19 protein-coding genes are annotated in these 26,240 nt (G+C 73.2%); 8 read left to right on the plus strand and 11 right to left on the minus strand.

The annotated features are described in order from the left end of the window. Nucleotides 1–23: 23 nt before the first annotated feature. Nucleotides 24–1,136, plus strand: coding sequence for a serine hydrolase domain-containing protein (locus ACFFR3_RS40200; protein WP_379484831.1), 1,113 nt, complete (start codon nt 24–26; stop codon nt 1,134–1,136). Here the strand turns inward: ACFFR3_RS40200 and ACFFR3_RS40205 are convergent. The 9 genes from ACFFR3_RS40205 to ACFFR3_RS40245 all read right to left on the minus strand — a co-directional run bounded on the left by ACFFR3_RS40205 (nt 1,112) and on the right by ACFFR3_RS40245 (nt 13,069). Further along, the gene (locus ACFFR3_RS40205) at nt 1,112–1,258 is read right to left on the minus strand and encodes a hypothetical protein (protein WP_345394747.1); all 147 of its coding nucleotides are present in this window, start codon (nt 1,256–1,258) and stop codon (nt 1,112–1,114) included. The two genes, ACFFR3_RS40200 and ACFFR3_RS40205, sit on opposite strands and share 25 nt — an antisense overlap. Before the next feature lie 49 nt (nt 1,259–1,307). Beyond that, entirely contained in the window at nt 1,308–3,992 is a 2,685-nt protein-coding gene (locus ACFFR3_RS40210) for a lantibiotic dehydratase (RefSeq protein ID WP_379484832.1), read from the minus strand. Nucleotides 3,993–4,067: 75 nt separating this feature from the next. Beyond that, nucleotides 4,068–4,259 carry a thiomuracin/GE37468 family thiazolyl RiPP peptide gene (locus ACFFR3_RS40215; protein WP_364375557.1) on the minus strand — a complete coding sequence of 64 codons (192 nt, stop codon included), beginning with the start codon at nt 4,257–4,259 and terminating at the stop codon, nt 4,068–4,070. A 14-nt stretch (nt 4,260–4,273) separates the two neighbouring features. Next, complete coding sequence (locus ACFFR3_RS40220; protein ID WP_379484833.1) at nt 4,274–6,040, minus strand: ABC transporter ATP-binding protein; 1,767 nt, start codon at nt 6,038–6,040, stop codon at nt 4,274–4,276. Nucleotides 6,041–6,056: 16 nt separating this feature from the next. Next, complete coding sequence (locus ACFFR3_RS40225; protein WP_345394735.1) at nt 6,057–7,994, minus strand: TOMM precursor leader peptide-binding protein; 1,938 nt, start codon at nt 7,992–7,994, stop codon at nt 6,057–6,059. Beyond that, entirely contained in the window at nt 7,991–9,784 is a 1,794-nt protein-coding gene (locus ACFFR3_RS40230) for a hypothetical protein (RefSeq protein ID WP_379484834.1), read from the minus strand. Before ACFFR3_RS40230 ends, ACFFR3_RS40225 begins: the two co-directional genes overlap by 4 nt. Continuing rightward, complete coding sequence (locus ACFFR3_RS40235) at nt 9,781–11,136, minus strand: SagB family peptide dehydrogenase (RefSeq protein ID WP_379484835.1); 1,356 nt, start codon at nt 11,134–11,136, stop codon at nt 9,781–9,783. Before ACFFR3_RS40235 ends, ACFFR3_RS40230 begins: the two co-directional genes overlap by 4 nt. Further along, a complete protein-coding gene (locus ACFFR3_RS40240) occupies nt 11,133–12,200 on the minus strand; it encodes a thiopeptide maturation pyridine synthase (RefSeq protein WP_345394720.1) in 1,068 nt (355 codons plus the stop codon). Before ACFFR3_RS40240 ends, ACFFR3_RS40235 begins: the two co-directional genes overlap by 4 nt. Then, entirely contained in the window at nt 12,197–13,069 is an 873-nt protein-coding gene (locus tag ACFFR3_RS40245) for a thiopeptide-type bacteriocin biosynthesis protein (RefSeq protein WP_345409495.1), read from the minus strand. The genes ACFFR3_RS40240 and ACFFR3_RS40245 overlap by 4 nt, the downstream gene beginning before the upstream one ends. Nucleotides 13,070–13,423: 354 nt before the next feature. Between ACFFR3_RS40245 and ACFFR3_RS40250 the strand changes: the two genes are divergently transcribed. Continuing rightward, nucleotides 13,424–18,103: a hypothetical protein gene (locus ACFFR3_RS40250; RefSeq protein WP_379484836.1), complete on the plus strand. Its 4,680-nt coding sequence runs from the start codon at nt 13,424–13,426 to the stop codon at nt 18,101–18,103. Then, nucleotides 18,100–18,687, plus strand: a complete 588-nt coding sequence (locus ACFFR3_RS40255) for a hypothetical protein (protein WP_345394714.1) — start codon at nt 18,100–18,102, stop codon at nt 18,685–18,687. Before ACFFR3_RS40250 ends, ACFFR3_RS40255 begins: the two co-directional genes overlap by 4 nt. A 201-nt stretch (nt 18,688–18,888) precedes the next feature. Here the strand turns inward: ACFFR3_RS40255 and ACFFR3_RS40260 are convergent, their stop codons facing one another. Together ACFFR3_RS40260 and ACFFR3_RS40265 are read right to left on the minus strand one after the other, a co-directional pair. Further along, nucleotides 18,889–19,548 carry a hypothetical protein gene (locus tag ACFFR3_RS40260; protein ID WP_379484837.1) on the minus strand — a complete coding sequence of 220 codons (660 nt, stop codon included), beginning with the start codon at nt 19,546–19,548 and terminating at the stop codon, nt 18,889–18,891. Continuing rightward, nucleotides 19,545–20,540 carry a C40 family peptidase gene (locus ACFFR3_RS40265; RefSeq protein ID WP_364375579.1) on the minus strand — a complete coding sequence of 332 codons (996 nt, stop codon included), beginning with the start codon at nt 20,538–20,540 and terminating at the stop codon, nt 19,545–19,547. Before ACFFR3_RS40265 ends, ACFFR3_RS40260 begins: the two co-directional genes overlap by 4 nt. A 299-nt stretch (nt 20,541–20,839) precedes the next feature. On the opposite strand from ACFFR3_RS40265, the gene ACFFR3_RS40270 reads away from it, so the two are divergent. The 5 genes from ACFFR3_RS40270 (at nt 20,840) to ACFFR3_RS40290 (ending at nt 26,239) form a co-directional block, all read left to right on the plus strand. Then, on the plus strand, nt 20,840–21,121 hold the full coding sequence (locus ACFFR3_RS40270) for a hypothetical protein (RefSeq protein ID WP_355419838.1): 282 nt from the start codon (nt 20,840–20,842) through the stop codon (nt 21,119–21,121). A 380-nt stretch (nt 21,122–21,501) separates the two neighbouring features. Next, complete coding sequence (locus tag ACFFR3_RS40275; RefSeq protein ID WP_345394704.1) at nt 21,502–22,218, plus strand: DUF8175 domain-containg protein; 717 nt, start codon at nt 21,502–21,504, stop codon at nt 22,216–22,218. Further along, entirely contained in the window at nt 22,218–23,291 is a 1,074-nt protein-coding gene (locus ACFFR3_RS40280; protein ID WP_379484839.1) for a hypothetical protein, read from the plus strand. Before ACFFR3_RS40275 ends, ACFFR3_RS40280 begins: the two co-directional genes overlap by 1 nt. Continuing rightward, on the plus strand, nt 23,278–24,774 hold the full coding sequence (locus tag ACFFR3_RS40285) for an SCO6880 family protein (RefSeq protein WP_364375587.1): 1,497 nt from the start codon (nt 23,278–23,280) through the stop codon (nt 24,772–24,774). The genes ACFFR3_RS40280 and ACFFR3_RS40285 overlap by 14 nt, the downstream gene beginning before the upstream one ends. A gap of 25 nt (nt 24,775–24,799) precedes the next feature. Next, on the plus strand, nt 24,800–26,239 hold the full coding sequence (locus ACFFR3_RS40290; protein WP_364375589.1) for a putative type IV secretion/conjugal transfer ATPase: 1,440 nt from the start codon (nt 24,800–24,802) through the stop codon (nt 26,237–26,239). Nucleotide 26,240: the final 1 nt, after the last annotated feature.

The following is a 26,240-nucleotide window of genomic DNA, read 5'->3' on the forward strand; positions in this document are numbered from 1 at the left end:
ACCGATTACACCGAAGGAGCACCATGTCCGTCACGCGTTCCGCCCAGGCCCGCCCCCAGTTGCAGCAGATCATCGAGGAGATGATCGACTCGGGCTTCATCGGGGTGACCCTGCGCGTCCACGACGAGCAGGGCGAATGGGCCGGCACCGCCGGGGCCGCCGAGCTGGGCGGGAGCGCCGGGCCGCCGGTCGACGGCCATGTCAGGATCGGCAGCAGCACGAAGACCTTCGTCGCGACCGTGGTGCTGCGGCTCGTGGCCGAGGGCAGGCTCGGGCTGGACGATCCGGTGGCCGCGCACCTGGAGGGGTTCGGGCTCGACCCGCGGATCACCGTACGGATGCTGCTGCAGCACACCAGCGGCGTGTTCAACTTCACCGGCGACTTCGACCCCGACGGCACGTACGTGCCGGGCAGCCCCGCCACCAGCTCGGGCGAGGAGTGGGTGGCGGCCCGGTTCACGACCTTCCAGCCGGAGGAGCTGGTACGGCTGGCGCTGTCGAAGCCGGCCAGGTTCGAGCCGGGCACCGGCTGGAGGTACTCCAACACCAACTACGTCCTGGCCAGGCTGCTGATCGAGAAGGTCACCGGCCGCCCGCCGGCCGACGAGATGCGGCGGCTGATCATAGAGCCGCTCGGCCTGACGGGCACCGTCCAGCCGTCCGACGAGGTCGACGTCCCCGAGCCGTACGCGCATGCCTACTACCGATCCGAGCAGGGGACGGTCGACGTCACCCGGCACAACCCCTCCTGGATCTCCAGCGGCGGCGACATGATCTCGACCACCCGCGACCTGCAGACGTTCATCTCCGCGCTGGTGGGCGGCAGGCTCCTGCCGGCCGCGCTGCTCGAGGAGATGTGCGCGCCGCACCCGACCGGCATCCCCGGGGCGGGCTACGGCTTGGGGGTGTTCGTCCAGACCACGGAGGGCGGCGGCACCGTCATCAACCACAACGGCGGCATCGCGGGCCACGCGGCGCTCATGTACAGCACGCCCGACGGCGCCAGGACCCTGACCGCCGCACTGAACTACACCGACGACCCCACGCTCTCCCTGGGCCCGGCGTTCCAGAAGGCGACGGAGCGGCTCGTCAAGGAGGTGTTCGACGCGCCTCAGGAGAAGGTCTCGTCGAGCTGAGGATCGTGGAGAGCCAGGCCGTGACGGGCGGCCGGCTCCGCGATCGTGACGAGCGCGGGGCCGGCTCGGTCCGCGTGGCTCAGGTGCGTGATCACGTGGTCGATGCCGACCGACAGCGGCATCGACGCCCACGGGGTGTCCCGCTCATGCCGAGGACGGCGAGGGTGTAGCTCATGGGGCGGCGGTGACGTCCAAGACCAGCTCGGCGACGTGGTGATCGCCGCCCTCCACGGCGGAGGGGTCGGGCAGGGCCTCTTCGAAGGTCACCAGTGCGGTGCCGGGGCGGCGCAGGGCGGCGACGAAGCCCCGAACCAGGAGGAGGCTGTCGAAGTCGAGGTACATGGGTTTGTGCCACTTCTCCTGGGCCTGGGTCCACGACGCCGGGGATTTGGTCTCGTCCATGGTGTCGGGGTCGGGCCGGGTACGGAAGAAGCACCTGCGAGGGATGCCCTCCGCGCGCCGCCACTCCGCCAGCCGCAGGAGGAAGCGGCTCTCCTCCTCGCCCTGGCCGGGCAGCGGCACCTCGCCGACCGGGAACCTGACCTGGGCCCTGCCGATCACCAGTGAGCCCGCCACCAGGCGGGGCCAGTCGCGGCGGCCGTCACGCGGGGCGGTACGAGACGGGTGCGGCGGCAGGACCGTGAGGGGCGGCACCTCGCCGGACAGCACCGTCAGCAGCAGCGAGAACGGCGGCAGGAACTCGCGCGCGGCCGCGCCGGTGTGCACGACGCGCACCTCGCGCCCGCCGGTCGTCGCCAGGCCGAGCAGGCCGGTCCGCTCGTCCAGGCGGACGACGAGGTCCTGGATCCGCAGCCGGGCGCCACCGTCGCCGTCACCGCCACCGTCGCCGTCGCCGTCGCCGAGCAGGTTGGGGGTGCCGCCGAGCTGGTACGGGAGGCAGCGGCGGTGGTCGTTGAGCGAGATGCCGAACCGGCTGCCGAACTCCGCGTGGATCGGGCCGGTGCCAGGGTCCCGCACGCCGGAGTCCCGGCGGCCGGTCAGGTGGTCGAGGCGGGCGCGTACGGAGCCGAAGCCGGTGCCCAGCGCGTTGACCACGCCCAGCCCGCCGGCGGGCTGGACGTAGGCGCTGATGGATCGCACCTCCGGCACCCACGCGGGGTAGGTGGCGATCGCCGCCCGCAGCGCCTCGACGGGCACGGCGAGGGCCCCGGTCCCTCCGGTCTCGTACGGGGTCAGGGCCGCGAGGGCGGTGGCCATCACGTCGGCGAGCCGGCGTACCCCGTCGAGCACGCTGTCCTCGGGATGCCGGGCCGACGGCGCGAGGACGGTGCCGCGCAGCTCGGCGCCGACCTCGTCCATCTCCGTCATGGCCCACTGGTACTCGCGGTAGAACGCCAGCACGGGGACGGGGCCGCGCTCGCGCAGCCGCTCCCCGAAGAGCTCGGTCAGGGCCAGCCTGGCGGGGAGGTGTGGCGCGAAGGGGGCGATCCAGCGGCGGATCACGTCCAGGTCGCCGGCGACCGGCTGCCAGGTGCGTACTGAGCAGGCGGCCGGCGGCTCCGCGGCGACCGCCGTGTCGCGGACGTTGACGGCGGTCAGCGAGCTGAACATCGCGTGGTGCGGACTGCCCGGTGTGGCGAAGGCGGCCAGCTCGCGCAGCCTGCTCACCACCGTCTCGCGGCGCGCCCGGTAGAGGTCGGCGTCGTCGGCCGCGGGCCGCGCCCCCAGCGCGGCAGCCGCCCGCCCCAAAGCGGCGGCCAGGGCGGGCGGCGGAACAGCCGCCGAAGCGTCAGGAAGGCCAGTTGACGGCCGGGTCCACGTGGCGGCGCCGGCGAGGACCTCGTGGGGATGGGTGAGGGGGAGGCCGCGGACCAGGAGGCCGGCGTCCAGGAGGTGGTCGACGAAGGCGTCCACCTCGTCGTTCAGGGAGGTGTCCCCCGAGGTGAGGCGGTCGCGGAGGACGGGGCGGGGCAGGCCGCCCGGCTCCTCGCCCAGCACGTCGATCAGGGCGAGGACGGACGGGCGGGCGGGGATGGCGCAGAAGCGTTCGCCGCCGAGCAGCCCGAGCATGCCCAGCCCGCGCAGGAAGACGATCTGCTCCCCCAGGCGCTGGGCGGAGGCGTTGAGCGCGATCGGCGCCGGATCGGCCGCGTGGTCCAGGACGAAGGCGGCGATGTTCTCGCGGATGTGGTAGTAGGAGAGCTCGAAGGCGCCGGAGCGATCGACCGGAACGGTCTCGACGGCGGGGCCGCCGGTGCGCCACCGCACGGGGCCGCTGGTGGCGAACGTGCTCAGGGGGCTGGTCTTGGTCGCGGCGCGGGCCAGGTAGCGGGCGAGCGTCGTCGTGGTGCCCGACCTGGGAGTTCTGCCGGGGTCGGCGATCCACTTCTCCAGCTCGGCCGCCAGTACGGGGCTCGTCCCGCCGAGCGCGATCCGAAACCCCGGGTCGGTCGCCGCCTTGAGCAGCGCGCTCAGGCCGCACTCCCGCTCGGCGGCGAGGACCTGCGGCAGGCTCTCCTCGACGGCGGCGAGGGCGGCGGTGCCGGCCAGCCAGTCCGCTATCCCGCTCGACACCTCCGACGGCAGGCGGGCGGCGATCTCCGGCGTCCATTCGCGCGTGGCCGGTCGCCGCCCGGCGTGCAGGGCCCGGCGCAGGCCTATCACGCGCGGGCGTACGCCGTCGCGGGGCAGGGCGCCGATCACGGGATGCAGCGCGTCGGCGAGCGCGCGTCCCTGGGCGCTCAGCCCGTCACGGCGGGCCAGCACGTCGTCGAGCGCCTCGGTCAGGCGCGGCGAACGGATCCAGTCGAGCACCGCCGTCGTCAGTCCCGCGACGCGGACCACCGCGTCGCCCGTCACGCCCACGATCAGGGCGGACGCCTCCCCTGAGGTCATCGCTCTCCTTCGCACTCCGGGAGCTCCCGGCCCGGCCGTGAGGCGCCGGGCCGGGATCGTCGGCCGGCCGGTGGGCTACCTCGGTGACTTGGGCGAAGCGCTGCAGCAGCTGCAGCCGACCAGCTGGCAGGAGCAGCTGCAGTTCCTGGAGGCGCCGTGCTCCAGCATCCCGTGGCCGCCGGTCAGCGACTCGATCTCCAGGTCGCCGGTCTCCAGCTCGAAGACGTCGACGGGCAGGTCGGCGACGGAGAACTTCGCAGGGCTCATGGCGTTCCTTTCTCTCACCCGGCTCCCCCGCTGGGAGCCGGAGCACTTACGGGCGCGAGTCCGCCCAGCTGGTGGGCGAGCAGCTCGGCGTACAGGTCGTCGGTCCTGCTGAGCTCCTCGTGCGTCCCGACGGCGCGGGCAACTCCGCGGTCGAGAAGGACGATGCGGTCGGCGTCCACGACCGTCGAGAGCCGGTGCGCGACGACGAGGACGGTGACCGACCTGGCGATGCCGCGTACGGTGTCGCGCAGGGCCGCCTCGTTGACCGCGTCGAGGTGCGAGGTGGCCTCGTCGAGCAGCAGCAGGCGCGGTTTGCGGAGCAGGGCGCGGGCGATGGCGAGGCGCTGCCGCTCGCCCCCGGACAGGGTGCCGCCGCGGTGCCCGACGGGCGTGTCGAGCCCGTCGGGCAGAGCGGCCACGAACCGGTCGAGCCTGGCCATCCGCAGCACCTCGGCCAGCTCCGCGTCCGTGACGTCCGAGACGCCGAAGGTCAGGTTGTCGCGGATGGTGCCGGCGAGCACGGGGGCGTCCTGCTCGACATACCCGATGGCCTGGCGCAGCTGCGCGAGCGGCCACTCCCTGATGTCGCGCCCGCCGACCAGGATGCGGCCGTCCTCGTGCTCGTAGAACCGCTCGATGAGGCCGAACACCGTGGACTTCCCCGCTCCGGAGGCCCCGGCGAGCGCGGTCACGGTGCCCGCCGCCGCCGAGAAGTCGAGCCCTCTGAGCACGGGGCCGGCGCCGTAGCCGAAGCGCACGGAGTCGAAGCGCACGCTCAGGGGCGAGCGGTCGGCCTGCGGCTCCGGCGGGTCGTGGCCGGGCTCGGCCGGGTACGCGAGCGCCTCGGCGATCCTGGTCACCCCGGCGCTGGCCGACTGGTACGACGCCAGCGCCTGGATGACGTTCTGCATCGGCCCGATCAGGTAGAACACGTACAGCAGGAACGCCACGAGCACGCCGGCCTCGATGGTCCCCGCCGCCACCCGGGCCGCCCCGGCGGTCAGCACGGTCAGGAGCGCGAGCTGGTAGGTGAGGCCGGTGACGTTCGCCGACACGCCTTCCCAGAGCGACGCCCTGGTCCTGGCCCTGCGTACGTCCTCCGCCGCGCCGTGCAGGCGAGCCTCCTCCGCCCGCTCCGCCCCGAACGCCCGGATCGTGCGCAGCGCGCCAAGCGCCCGCTCCAGGTCGGCGCTGAGCGTGCCGACGGCTTCGGCGGTGGCCATGCTGGCGTTCCTGATCATGGGCGCGACCAGGCGGAACACCAGGAAGGAGAGCACGACCACGGCCAGCGTCAGCCCCAGCAGGAGCAGGTCGAGCCAGGCCATGAAGACGAGCACCGCGACGATCACGGGGATGTGCACGCCCAGGCCGACCAGCACGTACGTGGTCAGGTCGTCCACGCTCGCCGCGTCGGCGGTGGCGCGGGACAGCAGGTCACCGGGCCTGAGCCGGTCGAACGCCGGGATGCCGAGCCGCACCAGCCGCGAGGCCAGCCGCTGCCGGACGTCCCTGGTCAGGGTGACGCCGGTCCGATCGAGCAGGAACCAGCTGCCCGCGTTGAGCAGCAGGTTGGCCAGGACGAGCGCGACGATCAGCAGCACGGACCCGGCCGTCCGGTCGCCGTCGGCGATCTGCCCGACGAGCCGCTGCGTGGCCGGCGGCAGCGCCAGCACGCTCGCCGCCGAGAGCAGCGCCAGCACGAGGCCGAGTGCCAGCCGGGCGCGGTAGGGCCGCGCCCAGCCCAGGAAGGTCCGCCACACGGCCGCCGAGTGTCGAGTCATGATCTCCTCCGCGGCTTCAGGGGAACGGGTGCGGATCGGTGCTGAGGTCGTCCTCGGTGAGAGGGCGGCCGATGTGGCCGAGCCGGTGCGGCACCTCCAGCAGCCGGGGCAGCCCGCTGGTACGCCGGTACCGGTGCCCGAACGTCATCGGCACCGTCCCGGGGATCAGCACCTTGACCGCGTGCAGGTCCATGGCGCGCAGCTCGTCGGAGGTCTGGTCCACGACCACCACGTCCATCCCCGACGCGGTGTAGCGGCCGACGACCGCGCGCATCAGCTCGCCGAGGTCGTCGGAGGCGAACTCCTCCGTGCCCGAGCCGACCTCGCCGACCGCGCGGGTGGGCGTGCCGGCGGTGAGGAAGGCCAGCCGGGCCGCGGCGCGGGGGTCGTGGTAGAGGAGCGGGTGGTCCTCCATCTCCTCGACGGCGGAGGAGTCCGCGGCCATGGCCGCCGCCCTGGCCCTGATCTCGGGGCCGCCGCCGTACCTGATGCCGTTGGTCAGCATGTCGCCCAGCTCGGCCACCGCGCCCGCGACCGCGCGGCGGCCGGACAGGTGGGAGCCCGCGGTGCAGAACGCCGCCGGCAGGTCCGTGCCGGGAGGCGCGGTGGCGAGCGCCCAGACGGCGGGGATGCCGTGCTCGGTGGTGATGTCGAACAGGCGCAGGTCGTAGCCGGTTTCGGCGCGCAGGGCGGCGAGGTGGAGCGCGTTGACCTCGTCGAGGGTGGCGAGGTCGAGCTCCGGTGCGGGCAGCCGCGCGTACCAGGTCAGCAGGAAACCGTCGCGTTCGGCGATCTCCAGCATCCCGTACAGCACCGCCTCCTCCAGGCTGGAGCCGAGCGCGCAGCCGTTGGAGATCTCGTAGACGAAGGGGCGGTTGTCGGGTTCGTGGGAGTGCGTCCCGTAGTAGGCGACGGTCTCGGGCACCAGGATCGGCTCGCCGCGCAGGAACGACCAGCCCCACACCCAGCGGTAGTTCCGGTCCGGATCGAACGGCTCGTACGCGAAGCCGGGCTCCTCGTACGCCTGCGGCGGGTGCAGGCCGAGCGTGCGCGGGTCCAGCGCCCGGTCCCGCAGCTCGTGGTACGTCCCCACCTTCGGCGGGTGCAGCCGTCCCGGCGAGGCGGAGAACCGTTCGAGCGCCTCCAGCAGCGCGATCGTCCTGCTGACCCGGCGCTCCGAGGCGCGCCCATAGCCTCCCGATCCCCGGGCCCACCGGTGCGACACCTCCGCCGTGCTGAGGATCGCGCCGCCGGAGGTGCGGTCGTGCAGCAGCCAGACCACGCCGGTGCGCTCGTCCACGTACGTGTCGGTCAGCGCGTCCAGCTCCCCGACGAGGTCGCGCCCGCGTACGGCGCCCTCGGCGTGGCTCGGGACCGGGCTGGGCGTGCCCAGCGCCGCCGGCGGCTCGTCGGTCACGCGCGGGCCGCAGACCGCGCAGAGCGGGTCGGGCAGCACCCGGTGCGGGGTGATCGACAGGTCGTGCAGGTCCACGGTGAGCACCGTGCCGCGGGTCCGCGGCGTCGCACCTTCGGCGTACGCGCGCAGGTCGTCGGCCATCAGAGCCGCGGCAAGCCCGGCCGCGCCCCCGGTCAGCAGCGGCGAGGGCGCGGCGAGCCGGTCGGCGTGGCGCTCGCGGACGATCTCGCCCCGTTCGTACGCCGGAGCGGCCCACGACTGCCGGTACGCGGCGCAGGAGGCGCACCCCTGCTCGCCCGGCGTCTCCCAGGGGCCGATGACGATCGTGTCCAGCTCGACGCGGGCGGGGAGCACGGGGCCGGTGAGCCTGGCCCGCAGGTCACGCGGGACGACCGCGGCCCAGCCGTCCGCGGCGGCGACGGTCGGCCCCGGGGGCAGCTCACCGTCGGGAAGAGGAACGGCCGGTACGCCGAGCCGCTCCGCCACGGCGCCGGCGATCCGCCCGCCCGCCAGCACGGTCACGGGGTGCTCGGTCATGCCTGACGTCCTTCCTTGACGATCGCCACCCGCACGCTCAGCGGGGCGATCGCCGCCACAAAGGGGTCGTGGTCGAGGGGGATGACGACGGCGCGGCGGCCGTCGGCGGCCAGCGCCGCCGCGACCTCGTCAGGGTCGATGGACCGGCCTGGATCGACCCACATGGCGGTCGGCAGGGACGGCCTGGGCTCGGCGGGCGGGCGCGGGCGGCCCGCGTGCACGCGTACCTGGACGGCGTAGAGCGCGTCCAGCAGGCCCCTGGTCCAGGCCGCCGACGCGGTCCCCGCGGTCCTCGCCACCTCCACGCCGCCGCGGCGGAACGACAGCACGGTGACGCCGAAGCGGCCCCCGTGCTCCCGAACCTCGGGCAGCTCGCCCAGCTCGGCCAGCAGGGCGAAGCAGCGGCGGCCCGTCGCGTCCAGCTCGCCGGGATCGACCGTGACGGGGATTCCCCGCACGTCCTCGATCAGCTCCTGGTCGCGCGTCCAGTGGGTGCACAGCCCTCGGGCCACGGCCTCGTCCCAGCTCGCGCCATAGCCCTCGCCCACGCCGGTCGCCGGGCGGGGGAAGGCGTCGTGCGCGGGCAGCCGCACGGTCGCCGCAGCCGCCAGGTCGTACGCGAGCGCGGACCCGCCGCCGTCCACCAGGCGGCGCGGGTCGACCATGGCGGCGGCGTACCTGGTCAGCGCGGCACGGGCCGCTTCGATCCTGGTCTCCGTGTAGTCGAAGCCCACGGCCCGTACGACGCCGTCGCCGACCTCGGCCTCCGACACGTGCAGGGGGCTCTGCGCAGCGGAGTCGTCCGGCCGGAAGCGGAACGGGCCGAACAGCTCGTCGGCCGCCCTGACCGCCGCGTCCGAGAACGCCTGCCCGTCCTCGACGGGCCGGAATCTGAGGTGCACCACCCGGGTCAGCAGCGCCTCGGGGGTGGACGCCGTGGCCGGCAGCTCGTACGGGTGCGGCGCGCAGTGGTGCCTCGACGTGGTGAGGCCGGGGCCGATCCTGGTCACCTTGCCCGCGTGGCGCGGGTCGGCCGTGCCCGTGGCCCAGCGCAGCACCGCGCGTCCCACCTGGGCGGCGGCGGCCTCCACGTGCAGGTCGCTGATCGGCTCAGGGGCGCGCGGGGCCGTGCGGAGGCGGGTGCGCAGGGATGCCGGGCTGAGCGGGTCCTCCTTGGCCCCGCGCACGGGGACGTACCAGATGTCCGTGCCGTCCCGCAGCACGTGCCCGACGGCGAGCCCGTCCCGTGCCGCCCATTCCCGCCCGCCCGCGCCCAGCTCGCCGATCACCAGCAGCACGTCCAGGCTCCACAGGTCGTCGTCGCCGAGCGCATCCGCCGCGCACACTTTGACGTCCCCGGCCCCCGACGTCCGCAGCGCGCCGGCGACCGCCTCCGCCAGCGGTCCGCCCGCCTGGCCTTCGTGCGCGACGGCGACCTTGAGCTCGCGGAAGCGCGCGAACGCCGCCCCCGCCCCCTCGGTGTGCGCGCCCACGAACGCGACCTCCGCGGGCCCCGCGACCGGCTCGACGTCGGGCGGGGCGGTGACCTCGCGGACGACGCCGGCGTCGAGCAGCCGGGTCAGGATCTGCCGGGCCATCGCCGCGTGCGCGATCGGCAGGCCCGCCGTGATGTCGTCGAGGCCGGATCGGCCGTCCAGCTGCGGTACGAGGGCCTCGACCCACCGGGCGATCGACGGCCCCGTGAGCGTGACCGGGCCGGCCGGGGTGACGATGTGCAGCCCGTTCTCGATCGGCGCCATGTACGTGTGGTCGGCCAGGCGCAGCCTCATGCGTTCCCTTCCGTGTCGTGCTCCCCTGCGACGGTGCCGAGCATGAACTCCCCCACCACGTCCTCGCTCAGGGGATCGGCGCCCGTGATGCGCTGGAAGGCGCGTGGCGCGCCGGCGCCCAGGGCGCAGCCGCCGAGTCCCATGGCGGTGGCGACGAGGTACATGGTCTGCACCAGGACGCCGAGGTTCTTCAGGATCAGCGCGTACGCCAGCCCCTCGTACACCCACATGAGCCGCTCGAACCTGGCGGTCACCAGCACCAGCACCTGCGGCATGACCGGGGCGTCCGACATGGAACGCGCCGCCTCCAGCAGCGTCCGCTCGGCGCCGGCCTGCCGGCCCACCGGCTCCAGCCGATGCCCGTAGCCGTCGTAGTGGTACGTCCCCGGCTCAAGCCCGGCCACCTGGTGCGCCACCACGTACAGCTCCAGCTCGTGCACGCCGCCACCGCCGGGATAGGCGCGGCGCGGCCGGTCACCGTGCGGCGTCGGGTGGTCGGCGGTCGCGGCGCAGCGGTGCAGGAACTCCGCGAGCTGCCCCAGCGTGATCGGCCTGGCGGCGTCGTGGTCGCGCAAGGACCGGCGCGCCTGAAGCACCTCGGTCAGCTTCGGGTCGGCGGCGACGACGCGGGCGAGGTCAGGGCGGGGCAGCTCGGTGACGGGCCCGCTCGGCGGCCGATGACCCGCGTCGGTGACGTGCTCCCGCCCCCAGTACGTGGCCCCGAACCCGCCGGCCACCCCCACCTCGCCGTCGATGCCCCGGCTGCTCCGGTGGAACGCCAGATCGACCGCCGACCACTGCCGCACCCGGAACTCCGCGTCCTCGTCCCCGGTCACGGCGAGCCCGGCCCGCAGCAGGTCCCGCCGCAGCATCGCAGCCGCCCGCGCGCCGACCCCCGGAGGCGGGACGCGGGAGCCGGGGTCGGCGAGCACGGCCAGCGCACCGGGAGTGTGCACGGTGACGGACGCCCACGCCCGGGGTGACGTCGCCCGCAGCCCACCGCCCGGCGCCGCCGCGATCGTGGTGAAACGCGACAACCGGCCGACAGCAGGGTCCGCGGGGCCGTCGCCGTCCGGGCAGACCTGCGGGTCCAGCGTGTAGACGGGCGTGTCGCCGTCGTACACGGTGGCGACGAGCCAGCCGTCCTCCCGCAGCCCTGACAGCAGCCGCCGAGCCGGTGGCGGAAAGGCGTCGGCGCGGTGCTCACCCGAGGCGAGCGCCCGCACCACGGCCAGGTCGTCGCCGCCGATCGGCCGCACGTCGGGGTAGCCGACCAGGTGGACGCCGCTCCGCCCGCGACCGGCCGACACCCCGGCGCGCAGCCGCAGCGTCTCGTACACCGTCCCGCTCATCCGGCGTCCCCGGCCGCCGCGAACGCGCGCAGGACGTCGGTGGCCTGCCTGCCGGTGCGCCGCTCCACGGCGGCGGCGACCAGGTGGCAGAGGAAATACCGTTGCAACGGCGTCACTCCCAGGCGGGTGAACTGCAGGTACATGAGGTTCAGCACGAGCCGGAAGAGCGCGAACCAGGTGGAGGGCAGCACCTCGGCGAGCCAGCGCTCGTTCTCGGCGAGCGCCCGGTGGAACGGGCTGAGGTCGCGGTAGGCGTCCCGCACCGAGGGGAGATCGCCGTCCTCACCGAGCGGGAGCAGACCGCGCCGGCGCAGGCCGAGCCCGCGCTCCCGGCTCGCGAGCAGGGCGGCGACCAGGCTCTCCGTCGCCTCGTCCACGGCGCCGGAGTCGAGCAGCGCGTCCAGGCGGGTTGCGAACGCGTCGGCGCGGGCCTCGAAGCGCGCGTCCCAGGCTAGCCGCCGCGCCGCGCCGCCGCCCTGCTGGGCGAGGAAGGCGTCGGCGTGTGAGCGGAAGCTGAGGTAACCGGCCTCGATGCCGTCCTCGTGGAACTCGTCGGCCACGACCACCATGGCGTCGAACGCCGCCGTGAGCACGTCGCGCCCCTCCAGGACGGCGAAGGCGTGCTCGTTGGCGGCGCACATGAAGTCCGCGTACAGGGCGGCGGCCTCGGGCGTGCCGTGCACCGCCGTACGGTCGTCGTACGGCTCGACGTGCCAGGAGTTGTCGGCGTAGAAGGGGGTCAGCGGGCCGCGCTCCGACTCGGCCGCGGCCAGCCGGCGGTGCAGCGGCAGCAGCGCCTCCACGTCGGGCGGCACCGAAGGCAGCCCGGCCAGGTAAGGCTCGATCCTGGCCGCGACCACCGGCAGCACGTCCGTGAGGAAGGCCGGTTCCGAGGCTTCGACGTGCAGCCGGACGTGCGGCCCCTGCCGCCAGTGCCGGGCGAACCAGGACCGGTGCCCGCGCCCGGCCAGCTCCGCCATGACCGGCCGCACGGCGTCCAGCAGCAGCCGGTCGGTCGCGTCGCCGTAGTGGTGGACGTGCACGCTGTGCCAGCCGGTCGTCATGCGAGGGCCTCCTCCTCGACCAGCTCCGCGAAGGTCCTGTCGGCGAGGTCGCGCAGGTGGAGCTCCTCTTCCTGACCCACGCCGAGCCGGTTGCAGGTGAGGTGGGCGCACATGTCGAGCACGGGCCCCGCGTCGGGCCGGCCGGCCAGCGTGGCGGCGGAGGCGGCGAGGGCGCCGGCGAACCCGGACGGCTGCTCGGGCGGGTTCGCGGCCAGCGTGCGCGTCCGCTCGGCGAGTGCGCGCAGGGCGGGGCGGCGGCGCAGGTAGCGGGCCCGCTCGCCGGGCTGCCACGGGTGTGGCTCGCGCCGCGGCCATCCGGTGCCGCGCGAGGCGATCCACCGGTTCAGGGCGAGCACGGCGAACGCGGCCGTGGTGCGCCGGTCGTCGGAGGGGCCGGTGGCCAGCAGCCGGCGTACGGCCGTGCTGCAGCGGACGAAGTGGTCCTCGACGGCGTGCAGGGCCGCGCCGGTGCCGTACTTGTCGGTCTCCGGCCGGTACGGGAAGAAGGCGAACGAGTTCGGCGGGCGGCGGCGGCGCTCGTACGACTGCCGCAGCTCCCGCTCCGCCATCGCAGGCGCGTAGCGGTCGTAGTCCTCCTGGGTCACCCGGACGAGCGCGGGAAGGCGGTTGAGCGCGTCCGCGATGGCCCCCGACAGGATCCGCCGCACGTCGTCGACGCGTCCTGGCCGGGCCAGGACGCGGACCCGCAGGTGCGGCCCGCCCTCCCAGTACCGCAGGAAGAACAGCCCGCGGGCGGCCCCGTCGGCGTCGAGCCTGCTCTGCACGGTGGCCAGCAGGTCGGTGATGACGAGGTCGAGGTCGCCGTCGTGGAAGACGTGGGCGCTGACCCACGACCGCGCGTCGGCCATCCGCACCACCCGCTCCCTGGTCCGTCCCGACCGGCTATCGGGCCGGTCGTCACGAATGACTGGATTGCGGGGAGCGTAACGAGCGGTGGAATACGTCCGGCACACGCCGCGTATACGCGCCCGGTCGGAGCCCCGTGCGCAGCGGCGACGGCGGCGATCAGTCGGCGGGTCGGACGAGGTTTCAAGGTCGTCAACTCTTACTCTGACCAGGCATGCATCGCCAGGCGTGCGGTCGGGACGGCTCGGGGGCGACCGTGTGGGGCGGCGATGCCGGCGGTCATCCCCTCCTCTGTCCGGTTCTGTCCCAGATCCCCGACGGCGCGACCACTCAGTGGTCATTCGGTTGGAGGATGCTTGTACGCGCCGTACACCGATTTCATTCCGCTCTTCATGCTGGCCGTCATCGCGGCGGCCATGCTCACCCGGCGGACCCGCAAGCGGTCCTGGCCGATCAAGATGCTGCTGGTCACCGGAGCGGGGCTGTGGATGGCCCTCGCCGGAGGGTCGATGTGGATGATGAGCAACGCGCTCGCCGAGCGATTGCCCGACATCCAGCAGCCGACCCGGCATCCGTGCACCGGCAAGAAACCCAAGACGTTCAACGTCTCACTGATCAACCTGCCGCTGTTCGTGAACCGCTTCGGCGACGTGGTTCCCGAGGGACGCATGTACGTGCTCGACGAGAACATCGCGGCCGTGCGGGCCGCCTACACGCGGGCGGCCGACCCGCGCGAAGGCGGATTGCGCGACCTGATCGAGCCGCTGGTCCTGCGTGCCAACCAGGGCGACTGCATCAAGGTGTTCTTCACCAACCGGCTCAACGAGCCGGCGCCGCCGCTCAACGAGCGGATCCGCAACTCCGCGATCTACACGTTGCCCGGCGAGCGGCTGCTGCCGCCGGGCACGCCGACGCCGCGGCCGCGCGAGTTCGCTCCGGCGCTGAGCGTGCCGGAGATCGACTTCGACCCGCGCAAGGCGCCGAACGCCTCGATGCACTTCGACGGCCTCGACTACGACGTCAGGCGCGCGGACGGCACCGTGGTGGGCAACAACCCGGACTCCACGGCCCGGCCGGGCGAGACGATCAGGTACAAGCTGCACGCCCACATCCAGGGTGAGTTCCAGTTCAAGGACGGCGCGGACTTCACCTCACAGCAGACCCGCCCGATCGACCGCGACGGGAACGTGCGCTTCATCGGCTCCCACGCGTTCGGCGCGTTCGGCGCGTTCATCATCGAGGAGCCCGGGGCGACCTGGGTGGACTCGCGTACGGGCGAGCCGCTGGAGTCGGGGACGCAGGCCGTCATCATCCGGCCGAACGGCAAGGACTTCCGCGAGCACGTGATGTTCATGCACGACGAGGTGGAGGCCGAGCCCGGCATCCTCACCCGGTTCTGCCGCGAGGACGGGGGCGGCCCACAGGCGGGTGACACGTCCTGCGTGCGGCCCAACAGGGAGCAGCTCAGGCTGCTCACCAGGGGGACGATCCGCGCTCTCGGCGGCGGCGACGCCGACGCGCTGGTGCAGGGCGAGGTGCCGGTCAAGCTGGAATACTTCGCCTTCAACTACCGCTCAGAACCCGGGTTCAACCGCGACGAGGTCGGCTGCCCGGCGGCACGGCGCCAGGCCCAGGGCTTCGACGCCGAGCGCTGCATCGGTGAGGAGACGTCACTGTCCTCCTGGGCGTACGGCGACCCGGGCGGCGGCGACCTGGTGATCGGCAACTACCGCGGCGAGCCGACGCAGGTCCGCCTCATGCACCCCGCGGAGGTCGAGACCCACACCTTCCACTGGCACGTCAACCGCTGGATGTTCGACCCTGAGGACGAGGGCGGGATCGACGAGATCAGCGAGCCCGCCAACGTGACGAGGAAGACCAACCTCCTCGACGTGCAGGCGGTCTCGCCGGGCAGCCACTACCCGCTGATCATCCAGGGCGGCGCGGGGTCGGCGAACGCGGGCAAGCCGGCGTCCTTCGGCGACATCATCTTCCACTGCCACCTCTATCCGCACTTCGCGAACGGCATGTGGGGGCTCAACCGCACGCTGGAGACGCTGTCGGACGGCACGCGGCGGCAGCCGGACGGCACGCGCCTGCTCCCGCTGTTCCCGCTGCCCGATCACGACTACCAGCCCGGCGTCCCCGGGCGGCAGCCACCGCCCAGTCCGACGCCGGAACGGCCGGGCTTCCCGAACTTCATCCCGGGAGTGTTCGGCTTCAAGGCGCCCAAGCCGCCACTCGGGCTCGCCTCGCGGGCCGAGGACGGCGTCTTCCCGCCGACACCGCTGGAGCGGGCGGCGGCCGACCCGGGCGGGCAGCAGCCGGGCGCCTTCTTCCAGGACCCGTGTCCCATAGGCCGGCCGACCAAGGTCTTCAAGGTCGCGGCCATCCAGATCAAACAGACGTACAACCCTGATCTGAAATGGACGATCCCGCAGTCACGGGTCTATGTCCTGGAACGTGACAAACAGGCGGTGCTGAACGGCAAGAAACCCGAACCGTTCGCGCCCATCCTGAACGTCGGCGACTGCGTGATCTACAAGCTGACGAACGAGTTGCCCCGGATGTTCGGCGGCAACGTCTTCGACCGGTCGCAGGAGACCAACGAGGTCGGCATCCACCAGCACATGGTGCACTTCGACGTGTTGAGCTCCGACGGCGCCGCCAACGGCTGGAACTACGATCAGGGCGCGGGACCGGGCGAGACGATCACCTACCGGGACTTCGTGCAGGAGAACACGAAGACGAACTCGTTCCACGACCACTTCTTCCCGAACACCCACCAGAAGAACGGGCTGTTCGGCGGCGCGACCATCCACCCGGCGGGCTGCGTGCCCGACGTGCCGGGCGCGCGGACCCGCGGGGTCGTCGGGACCCAGTTCGACGTGCACTGCGAACCGGTGATCGACCACAACAACCAGCTCACGGACGGAGTCGACTACCGCAACTTCTCCCTCTTCATCGAGGACCACGTGCCGTTGTTCCAGCCGAACGATCCGCGCACGCGGGCGGACGACAAGTTCGACACGCCGGACGGGGTGCCGATCTTCCCGGCCAAGTTCCCGTCGAGCAACGACGACCAGGGTGGCATGGGGGTCAACTACCGGCTGGAGCCGTTCGAGGCCCGCAGGAACAGGGACCCGTCGCTGCTGTTCAACTTGAAGGTGCACGGGGATCCGTTCACGCCGGTGCTGAAGGCGTACCGGGGTGATCCGATCAGGTTCCGGCTCTTCCAGCTGTCCCAGGAGGAGTCACACGGGTTCAATCTGGACCACTTCCGATGGCGCCATGAGCCACGAGATCCCGATTCGAACATCGTCGGCGCCCAGCACATCGGCATGCTCGAATACATCGACGTCGATCCGCTGCCGGACGAGATGCCACCGCCGACGCCCGATCTGAAGGTGACCGACTACCAGTACGCCTACGCCGGCGCGGACGACTGGTTCCTCGGGGACTGGGGACTGCTGCGCATCTTCTCGTGCTCCAACCCGAGCGCGGGCGGGCCACCGATTCGGGAGCTCCCGGACTTCCCGCGCGACACCTGCACGGGTGAGAACGAGCGCGACGAATGGTCCGAGCTGACGATCGACCAGCACGAGTCCCGCGCCGGGATGTTCGGGACGACGGGAGCCGCCCGGCTGCGGAGCCGCCCGGTGACACCCTGCCGGACCGGCCAGAACCGCTCGTTCGACGTCATCGCCATGAACCACGACATCGTCTACAACAAGAACGGCGACCACGACCCGAACGGCCTGATGTACGCCCTCGCGGCCGACGAGCAGGCGCTGCGCCAAGGGAGGAAACAACCGGAACCGCTGGTGATCAGGGCGAACGCCGGCGACTGCGTGACGGTGAACTTCACCAACAAGCTCGATCCACGCAAGATGCGTCCGCACTGCCACGAGGCCACCGAGCCGGGACAGCTCGGCTTCAGGGAGAACGTGCTGCGCTTCCCGCAGTGCATCCAGCGGCCGCCCAGGAACCACCACAACGTGCCCGGCTTCGAGCCGTTCCCGGTGAGCTCCAAGGCGTCGATCAGCCCGCAGCTGGTCAACTCAGAACCGCCCGAGGCGGTGGCTCCAGGGGAGACCATCCAGTACCGCTGGGAGCTGCCGACCGACACGACCGGCATGGCGCTGCTGCGGGACAACGCCGACGTACAGAACCACCTGCACCACGGCCTGTACGGCGCGCTGATCATCGAGAAGCCCGGCTCCGAGTACCTCGACCCGAAGAACGGCCGGCCGCTGCGCAGCGGCACCAGCGCGGTGATCACCCATCCGGAGGATCCGGACTTCCGGGAGAACATCGTGCTGATGAACAGCGACCTGGCGCTGTTCCGCAAGACCGGCAAGCCCGTGCCGGACAACTTCGACCTCGTGCTCCAGCCGAGCAGGGAGGCCGACGACCCGGAGGACCTGGGAGAGTTCTCCATCAACTACACCAACGAGCCCTGGTCGTGGCGGTACGCCAGGAACCAGAACATCACCGAGATCTTCAGCTCCCGGGTGCACGGTGACCCGGCGACGCCGGTGTTCCAGGCCTACGCCGGCGACCGGACGATCTTCCGGGTCGGTCAGGCCATGGGCGACCCGCGTTCGACGAGCTTCGCCCTGCACGGCCACACCTGGCGCCGCGCGCCCCGCGACCCCGGCTCGCAGATCGCGGCCACCCAGGGGCAGTTCAACCCGGGCAGCGTGTACGACATCGTGCCCGGCGTGGTCCGCGACCTGCTGGCCGACCCGGACAGCTCGGGCGGCGCCGGCGGGTTCCGTCACGTGCCCGGCGACTATCTCTACCGCTCCGGCACGCTGCCCCGCCACCTTCCCGGTGGTCAGTGGGGGCTGTTCCGGGTGCACGCCAGGCTCCAGCCCAACCTGATCCCGCTGCCCGACAACAGGATGGCCGGCGCGAACCAGATGCCCGTACGGGACGAGGGCGGCGATCCCGCCGGATCCGAGCTGCCGTACGCGTGGTTCGGCACCGCGGGTCAGGGCAGCAGGGCGAGCTACGGAAGGCGGTCAGGATGAGCCTGCTCAGCAAGCTCAGGTCGTCCCGGGACGAGCAGCCGCCGGCCCGGCGGGTGCCGAGCCCGCGACGGGCTCCCGGCAAGGCGCCCAAGAAGCCGGCCGGGCTGACGCCGTTCCGCCAGGGGCTGGTGCTCGGGGGGTGCATCGGGATGACGTTCGCCCTGTCCATCGGGGCGATCGGCTTCCTCGTCACCCGGCCGACGATCCAGGCTCCGGCGGCCGGGACGGACTCGGCGGCGGCTCCTGGACCGCACGGAGCGCATCCGAAGGCGGCGATCGACATCACCGCCACCCACCTCGGCGACCTGCAGGTGAAGATCGAAGCCAAGGTGAGCGCGCCCGGCAGCTACGACCCGATCACCAAGGCGCAGGTCGTGGCCCATACGGACATGGTGGCCATGCCGATGGCCCATCGCCAGGGGCCCATCGTGATGGCCGAGGTGCCCGGGAAACCGGGGACGTACCAGGCGCTCACGCAGGTGGCGATGGTCGGCGAGTACAACGTCACCGTCGAGACGCTGCGGCCTATGGCCTCCAAGGCCGACAGGCGGCTGGACGTGCGGGAGGTGAGCGGCAAGAGCTGACGCACCCGCTTTAGCGCGCCGTGGCCGGCTCCCGCGAGGGAGCCGGCCACGGCGTTTTCACCCTCCGGCGCTCCTCGGCCCCGGCACCTTCGCCCCCGGCTCTCCTTGCCCTCGGCCTCTCTTCCCCCGGCCCCCTTGCCTTCGGCCCCTTTGCTCCGGCTTTCGCGCGCCCCGGCTTTCGCGCGCCCCGGCTTTCGCGCGCTAGCGCAGGGTGACGGCCGTGACGCGCCAGGGGGCGCTGCGCTTGGGGCGTTCGAGGGCGACGAACGCCGTCATGGCGAGGGGCTCGCCGCGCCAGCCGTCGGCGCCGATGGGGGTGACGGTGAGCTGCCACTGCCGGTCGGCCTGGGTGGCGGTGTCGGGCGGGCGCGTGTCGCGGCCCTCGGTCAGTGACGCCCGCGTACGGGCGCGGTGGGCGGCCCACGTGGCCCAGGCGGCGTCCGTACCGACTTGAGGGCCGTCCCGTAGCTCCGCCAGATACTCGGGGCTCAGCCAGCCGGCGGCCCGCAGGGCGGCGTCGCGCTGGTCGTGGTCGGTGGTGGTGTCGACGCTCCACATGGCGGTCAGGACGGCGGTGCTGACAGTGTCGGCGTCCCGCTGGTCGATCGAGGCGGGGTCGAGGGCGGCCACCGTGGACCTGCTCGGGGTGGGCGTGGCCGATCCTGGACCGAACATCACCGAACCGGACGTCGGCGGCGCGGACGTGACAGGCACGGACGTGACAGGCACGGAGGTGACAGGCAGGGACGCACGGGGCCGGGGCGTCACGCGCTCGGTGGCCACCGAGCCGGGGTCGGCGGCGCAACCGGCGAGCGCGAGAGCCGTCGCGACGGCCGTGAGGGTGAGGGGTCGGGGGCTCATGCGTACCTCCGGATGGTCCAGGCGGCCGAGGCGAAGTTCTTCAACGGGGCGATGCGGACGACGTCCCCGGTCTGGGGCGCGTGGATGACCTGGCCGCGACCTGCGTAGATGACGATGTGGCTGATGCCGCGCCCGTCCCGGTGGTCGATGCCGATGACGTCGCCGGGCAGCAACTGATCGCGGGGCACCGGGGTGCCGTACTCGGTCGCCTGCGTCGCGGCCAGATGCGGAAGCTGGACGCGCCCGCCCGAGGCGGCCCAGACGGCGTGCAGCACGAGACCGCTGCAGTCGAAGCCGACGATCCCGGTCGCCCTGCCGATGCCGGGGGTCGGGCCGTTCGGCCCGCCGCCACCCCACGAGTAGGGGGTGCCGAGCCAGCGCTGGGCCGTCGCCACCACGGCGCTGCCGAACCGGGTGGCGCCGAGCGCCGTGAGCGGGATGTCGGTGAAGTGCGCGACTCGGGCGAGGACCCGGCGCACGTACTCCTGGGTCTCCGGGTACGGCGGGACGCCCTTGTGCCGCAGGACCGCGCCGGGGCCCGCGTTGTAGGCGGCGAGCATGTTGGAGGTCGGATCCCCTGGCAGCCGGGCGGTGGTGCGGGCCAGGCTGCAGTCGTACCGGGCCATGGCCATGATCGCGTCCTGGGGGTCGTCGGGGCTGGTGACGCCGTCACCGTCGGCGTCCCGGCCGTAGCTCGCCCAGGTGGCGGGCATGAACTGGGCGATGCCCCGCGCCCCCACGCTGGATCGCGCCTTGGGCCGCCAGCCGCTCTCCGCCTCCACCTGGGCGGCGATGAGCGGCGCGCTGACGTGCCCGCACAGCCGGCCCGCCCGGCTGAGCCACGCCTGGTAGGCGGCGGGGACGCTGCCGGGACGCAACGACACCACCAAGCCCGTCCTCGGCGGCCCGCCGCTCAGGAGGAGCACCAGGCCGACCAGGAGAGCCAGAGATGTGGCCGTCGCCAGGATGACCAGCTTTCCACCCTTATTCATAAAGAACGTCTCTCTTGTCGGCGCCATTCATGATGTGTCGGGGAGCTAATTCCGGCCCTTGCGAACGCCCGCCGGGAAAAGGTGTCGCTAGTGGCCCTGCGCAATCCCGAGCAGTAAGGTTTTACCTGGTCAACGGCCCATGCAGCGAGTAATTCCGGCGGTCGGCCGCTGCGCGAGTCCCCGTACCGGAGAAATAAGAAAGGCTTGGTCATTCTCTTTACGAGCACGGACCTTGAGCGGTTGTCATGGGCCGGCGACGCGTACCGGAACCTCGCATCTGATCACCCCGGAGGACCTTCATGACGCAATTTCTGGCCGATGTGCTACCGCTCGTGGGCGTCCCCGATCCGGGCATCGGCACGCCGCCGCCCGGTTCGGAGAAGCTGCTGACGGCGCTGGGCTGGGCGACGTGGATCGTCACCGGAATGTGCGTGGCCGGGGTGATGGGGGTGGCCGCCAGGATGGCCCTGATCCACCACCGTGGGGAGGGCGGCAGGCACGCGGTGGGGCTGGCGTGGGTGATGGCCGCCTGCGTCCTCCTCGGCTCGGCCTCCGGCCTGGTCAGCGCCCTCCTGTCATGACCTCCACCAACCACCGGCCCCCCGAACCACCCACCCACCCCACGCCACCGCCGCCTACCTCACCTCAGCACGACAGGCCCCCGCACACCGCGACGCCGCGCACCGCGACCTCACGCGACCCGGCCCCGCACGACCCGGCACCGCACCACCCGGCACCACACCACCCGGCCCCGCACGACATAGCCCCGCACGACATAGCGCCGCACGACACGGCCTCCCATGGCGCGGCCTCCCATGGCGCGGCCTCCCATGGCGCGGCCTCCCATGGCGCGGCCTTCCGTGACGCGGCCTTTCGTGACGCGCCCCCTCGTGGGGCCTCCCGTGGGGCGGCGTTCTGGGTTGCGGCGGTTTTCGTGACTTTGGTGGCGGTTCTTGCGGTGATGGTGCTTCTGCGGCCCGGCCGCGAGGACACCGCAGATCGGCCGGTGCGCCACGCTTCACCGCGCCCGGCCGTACTGACGGCGCCGCCGCCGTCCCCATCGGCGCCGGCTTGGGCGGTCACGCCGCCGGCCGCGCCCTCCGTGCCGCCCACGCCGGCCGCCGCCGCGCCGGGTCACTGCCCGGCGACCCCCGCGACGGCGTCCCAGGACCTTCCCGCGCAACCACCCGCCGACATCACGTGGACGGTGTTCCACGGCGTCGCGGAACCCGCCTCACGCGAGCACGGCCCGCACCGCAAGGAGGCCGACGTGCACCGCTGCTTCTCCCGTACGCCCACCGGCGCCCTGATCGCCGCCTGGCAGATCGCCACGAGGTTCGTCCTGGCCGACGGCTGGCGGCGGGTCGTCGACGAGCAGGTGATGCCAGGGCCGGGCCGCGACGCGTACGCGGAACAGCGCCGCCAGGTGAACACCGGCGAGGACACCGGCGGCAAGGGCCAGCTGGCCGCCTACGCGTTCGCCTCGTACACGCCCGACGTGGCCACCGTCCAGCTCGTCTCCCGCTTCGCCGCCACAGGACACCTCCAGGTCAACACCGTCACCGTGGTGTGGAGCGGCGGCGACTGGCGGCTGCGGCTGCAGCCGGACGGTTCCATCAGCCCGAGCCTGCAGGCGGTGACCTCGCTGGCGGGGTTCGTGCCGTGGGGCGGCGTGTGATGAGGTCCCCCACACCCGAGGGCACGAGCCTGTGCGACCTGCCCGGCGCCGACGCGGTCTGCGCGGGGGTGACCGGCGCCGCCGAGGGCGGCGGGGTCATCGACGAGCTGGCGACGGCGCTGCAGGAGGCCCAGGTCAAGGTCCTGGGCATGATGGCGAGCTTCTCCGGCAGCAGCGCCGCGGCGCCGCCCCTGTCCGACAGCGTGGGCCCCGTGGCCTGGCTGCAGGAGCGTACGCACTGGTACGTCGCCCTGCTGGCGGTGCTGGGCCTGGTCATCGCGGCGGGACGCCTGGCCATGCGCCGCAGGGCGGAGCCCGCGATGCGCGCGGTGACGGGCCTGCTGACGCTGGCGGTGGTCACCGGCTGCGGGACGGCCGCGATGTCCCTGCTGGTCGAGGCCGGAGACGCGTACTCCGGCTGGATCATCGGCCAGGCCCTGGACAGCGGCGGTTTCGGCGGCGACTTCGGCGCGGCGATCACCCGTCTGGCCGGCTTTCAGGGCATGACCCTGCCGCCCGGCCTGATGATCGTGCTGGCGTTCGCCTCGATCATCTCCTGCATCCTGCAGATCGTGCTGATGCTGGCCCGCGTCGCCCTGCTCGGCCTGCTGGTCGGCATGCTGCCGATGGCGGCGGCCCTGAGCGGCACCGAGGCGGGCCGCGCCTGGCTGGCCCGCATCGCGGTCTGGGCGCTCGCCTTCGCCCTGTACAAGCCGGCCGCCGCCACGGTCTACAGCTACGCCTTCCTGGCGATCGGCGACCCGTCATCGGAGCTGGCGCAGCTGTCGGGCCTGGTGGTGATCATCCTGGCGGTGGCGGCGCTGCCTGCCCTGCTGAGGCTGCTGGCCCCGGCGGTCGGCGCGGTGCGTCACGGCGGCGGTTCCCTCTCCACCACCGGGGACGTGACCGTGGCCATGGGGGCCCGCATCCTGCCCACGCTCGCGAGGAACGTGGACGCGGCCAGGCCCGCCCGCCCCGCCGGCCCGTCGGGCGCCCGTACCGCGACGCTCACGAAGACGGCCGCCGACGGCGAGTCACCCCTACGAGAAAGAGGATCGGATGGCGACTGCTGACAGCGAGCGCACCTACGGCAACTGGCGCCGCCCGGCCAGCCCGGGCATCGGCGACCTGGGCCTGCTGGGCACGTTGCTGCTCCTCGGCGGCCTGGTCGCGTGCGTGATCACGATGATGGTCTCGCTCAAGGCGGCGCTGGTGCTGGCGGCGGTGATCGCGTTCGTGCTGACGCCGATGTTGCTGCTGCGCGACCGGCACGGCCGCACCGGGCTGCAGATCGCCGTCGCCCGCCTGTCGTGGCTGCGCGGGCGGGGGCGCGGCCGGCACCTGTACCGGTCGGGGCCGCTCGGGCTCACGCACAAGGGCGCCTTCCAGCTCCCCGGCCTGGCCGCCGGCTCGCACGTCGTGCAGGCCACCGACTCCAGAGGGCGCGCGTTCGGCCTGATCGTGGTGCCGGCGACCGGCCATCACACGGCGGTGTTCGAGGCGTCCGTGGAGGGTGCCGCGCTGGTCGACAGCGACCAGGTGGACACGTGGGTGGCGCACTGGGGCCAGTGGCTGGCCGGGCTCGCCCACGAGCCGTCCCTGGTGGCGGCCACGGTCACCGTCGAGACCGCGCCCGACCTCGGCACCCGCCTGCGGCGCGAGGTCGCCGACAACCTGTCGCCCGACGCCCCTGAGCTGGCGGCGGCCGTACTGAACGACGTCGTCCGCACCTACCCCGCCGGCTCCGCGCAGGTCTCCACCCGCATCGCCGTCACCTACGCCGCCAACCCGCGCGGCGGCGGCCGGCCCCGCAGCACCGCCGCCATGACGCGGGAGATCGCCACCCGGCTGCCCGGCCTGACCGCCGGGCTCAGCATGGCGGGCGCGGGCGCCTCACGTCCCATGACCGCCGCGGAGATCGCGGAGGCGATCAGGATCGCGTACGACCCGGCCAGCCAGCGGCTTCTGGACGCGGCCCGCTCCGGCGGCCGGCCGATCGCCCAGCCCTGGGACCAGATCGGCCCCGTCGCCGCCCAGGAGTCCTGGGACCACTACCGGCACGACTCCGGCATCTCCGTCACCTGGGGGATGAGCGAGGCGCCACGGGGAGAGGTGCTCGCGCCGGTGCTCACCGACCTGCTGGCGCCGCACCGCGACGTCACACGCAAGCGGGTCTCCCTGCTCTACCGCCCGTACGACCCGGGCAGCGCCGCCCGCCTCGTCGAGCGCGACCGCAAGGACGCCCGCTTCCGTCTCGGCGGCGTCAACGCCGCCGCCCGCGACACCGTGGCGGTGGCCGCCGCCGACCAGAGCGCCAGGGAGGAGGCGAAGGGGGCGGGTCTCGTACGCTTCGCGATGCTCGTCACCGCCACCGTCGCGCGCTCCGAGGACCTGCCCGCCGCCGTCGCCGCGATCGACACGCTCGCCCCTTCCGCCCGGGTACGCCTGCGCCGCATGTACGGCGCCCAGGCCGCGAGCTTCGCCGCCGCGCTGCCCCTCGGCCTGGTCCTGCCTGACCACCTGCGGATTCCCGCGTTCGTCAGGGAGACGCTGTGACCCGTTCCTCCGAAGGGAGCTGACCATGCCGTACACCTCCCCGCGGCTCGGCCCGCGCGGATACGCCGGGCGCGGCGGTGGCCGCGTACCGTACGTCGAGGCGCCCCCGGAGTGGCGCGGCACCACCGTGCAGGTGTGCGGGCTGTGGCCGTTCGGGGTCGGGTTCAGCACGCCGGCGATCGGCGTGCCGCTCGGGCGCGAGCTGACCGGCGGCGCGACCCTGTGCTGCGACCCGATCTCCTGGTTCGCCCGCGCCGGTCTCATCCACAACCCGTCTGAGCTCGTGCTCGGCAAGCCGGGGCTGGGCAAGTCCACGCTGGTACGCCGCCAGGTCGTCGGCCTGGCCGGCTACGGCGTCACCCCGCTGGTGCTGGGCGATCTGAAGCCCGACTACACCGACCTGATCGCGGCCATGGGCGGCCAGATCATCAAGCTCGGCCGCGGGCTCGGCGCCTTGAACGTCCTCGACCCCGGCGAGATCGGCGCCGCCGCCGCGCGCCTGTCGGGCCTGGACCGGGAGCGCCTGCTGGCCGACGCGCACGGCCGCCGCCTGAACGCCGTCGCCGCCCTCGTCACCATCGTCCGCGGCCGCCCGGTGGCCGACACCGAGCGGACGATCCTGTCCGCCGCCCTGCGGGTTCTGGACGAACGCCACCCCGGCGTCCCCATCCTCCCCGACCTGATCCACGTCATCGACGCCGGCCCCGACCCCGTACGAGCCGTGACCCTGGCCCGCGGCAGCGAGGAGCGTTACCGGCAGGTCGTCGACCCCCTGCACGCCTCCCTGCTCGGCCTGGTGGACGGCCCCCTGGGCGACGCGTTCGCCCGCGCCACCACCACCCCCATCCGCCTGGACACCCCGGCCGGCTGCTGCATCGACATCTCCGGCATCGACGAGTCCGACCAGGAGTTGCAGGCGGCCGTCCTGCTGGCCTGCTGGTCGGAGGGTTTCGGCGCGATCGAGGCCGCCCACGCCCTGGCCGACGCCGGCCTCGCCCCGCAACGCCGCTTCTGGGTGGTCCTGGACGAGTTGTGGCGCGTCCTTCGAGCCGGCCGCGGCCTGGTGGACCGCGTGGACGCCCTGACCCGCCTGAACCGCCAGCGCGGCGTCGGCCAGGCGATGATCACGCACACGATGAGCGACCTGCTGGCCCTCACGGAGGAGGCCGACCGCCTCAAGGCGAGGGGCTTCGCCGAACGCGCCGGCATGATCCTCTGCGGCGGCCTCCCCGAGGCCGAGCTGTCCGCCCTGACCCAGGTCGTGGGGATGTCCGCCGCCGAGCAACGCATGATCGTCGACTGGTCCACCCCGCCCAGCTGGGACAACGCCCGCGCCCGCGACGGCGAACCCCCCGGCCGCGGCAAGTTCCTGGTAAAGGTAGGGGGCCGCCCCGGCATCCCCGTCCACGTGGACCTGACCCCGGCCGAGCTGGAGGTGGACCGCACCAACAGACGCTGGACCTGAC

It is taken from the genome of Nonomuraea salmonea (assembly GCF_042428605.1).
Classification (GTDB): Bacteria; Actinomycetota; Actinomycetes; order Streptosporangiales; family Streptosporangiaceae; genus Nonomuraea; species Nonomuraea salmonea.

Coding starts and splice junctions, on each gene's coding strand:
- ACFFR3_RS40200 (WP_379484831.1), top strand. CDS start 24: ATGTCCGTCACGCGTTCCGCCCAGGCCCGCCCCCAGTTGCAGCAGATC.
- ACFFR3_RS40205 (WP_345394747.1), bottom strand. CDS start 1,258: ATGCCGCTGTCGGTCGGCATCGACCACGTGATCACGCACCTGAGCCAC.
- ACFFR3_RS40210 (WP_379484832.1), bottom strand. CDS start 3,992: ATGACCTCAGGGGAGGCGTCCGCCCTGATCGTGGGCGTGACGGGCGAC.
- ACFFR3_RS40215 (WP_364375557.1), bottom strand. CDS start 4,259: ATGAGCCCTGCGAAGTTCTCCGTCGCCGACCTGCCCGTCGACGTCTTC.
- ACFFR3_RS40220 (WP_379484833.1), bottom strand. CDS start 6,040: ATGACTCGACACTCGGCGGCCGTGTGGCGGACCTTCCTGGGCTGGGCG.
- ACFFR3_RS40225 (WP_345394735.1), bottom strand. CDS start 7,994: ATGACCGAGCACCCCGTGACCGTGCTGGCGGGCGGGCGGATCGCCGGC.
- ACFFR3_RS40230 (WP_379484834.1), bottom strand. CDS start 9,784: ATGAGGCTGCGCCTGGCCGACCACACGTACATGGCGCCGATCGAGAAC.
- ACFFR3_RS40235 (WP_379484835.1), bottom strand. CDS start 11,136: ATGAGCGGGACGGTGTACGAGACGCTGCGGCTGCGCGCCGGGGTGTCG.
- ACFFR3_RS40240 (WP_345394720.1), bottom strand. CDS start 12,200: ATGACGACCGGCTGGCACAGCGTGCACGTCCACCACTACGGCGACGCG.
- ACFFR3_RS40245 (WP_345409495.1), bottom strand. CDS start 13,069: ATGGCCGACGCGCGGTCGTGGGTCAGCGCCCACGTCTTCCACGACGGC.
- ACFFR3_RS40255 (WP_345394714.1), top strand. CDS start 18,100: ATGAGCCTGCTCAGCAAGCTCAGGTCGTCCCGGGACGAGCAGCCGCCG.
- ACFFR3_RS40260 (WP_379484837.1), bottom strand. CDS start 19,548: ATGAGCCCCCGACCCCTCACCCTCACGGCCGTCGCGACGGCTCTCGCG.
- ACFFR3_RS40265 (WP_364375579.1), bottom strand. CDS start 20,540: ATGAATAAGGGTGGAAAGCTGGTCATCCTGGCGACGGCCACATCTCTG.
- ACFFR3_RS40270 (WP_355419838.1), top strand. CDS start 20,840: ATGACGCAATTTCTGGCCGATGTGCTACCGCTCGTGGGCGTCCCCGAT.
- ACFFR3_RS40275 (WP_345394704.1), top strand. CDS start 21,502: ATGGTGCTTCTGCGGCCCGGCCGCGAGGACACCGCAGATCGGCCGGTG.
- ACFFR3_RS40280 (WP_379484839.1), top strand. CDS start 22,218: ATGAGGTCCCCCACACCCGAGGGCACGAGCCTGTGCGACCTGCCCGGC.
- ACFFR3_RS40285 (WP_364375587.1), top strand. CDS start 23,278: ATGGCGACTGCTGACAGCGAGCGCACCTACGGCAACTGGCGCCGCCCG.
- ACFFR3_RS40290 (WP_364375589.1), top strand. CDS start 24,800: ATGCCGTACACCTCCCCGCGGCTCGGCCCGCGCGGATACGCCGGGCGC.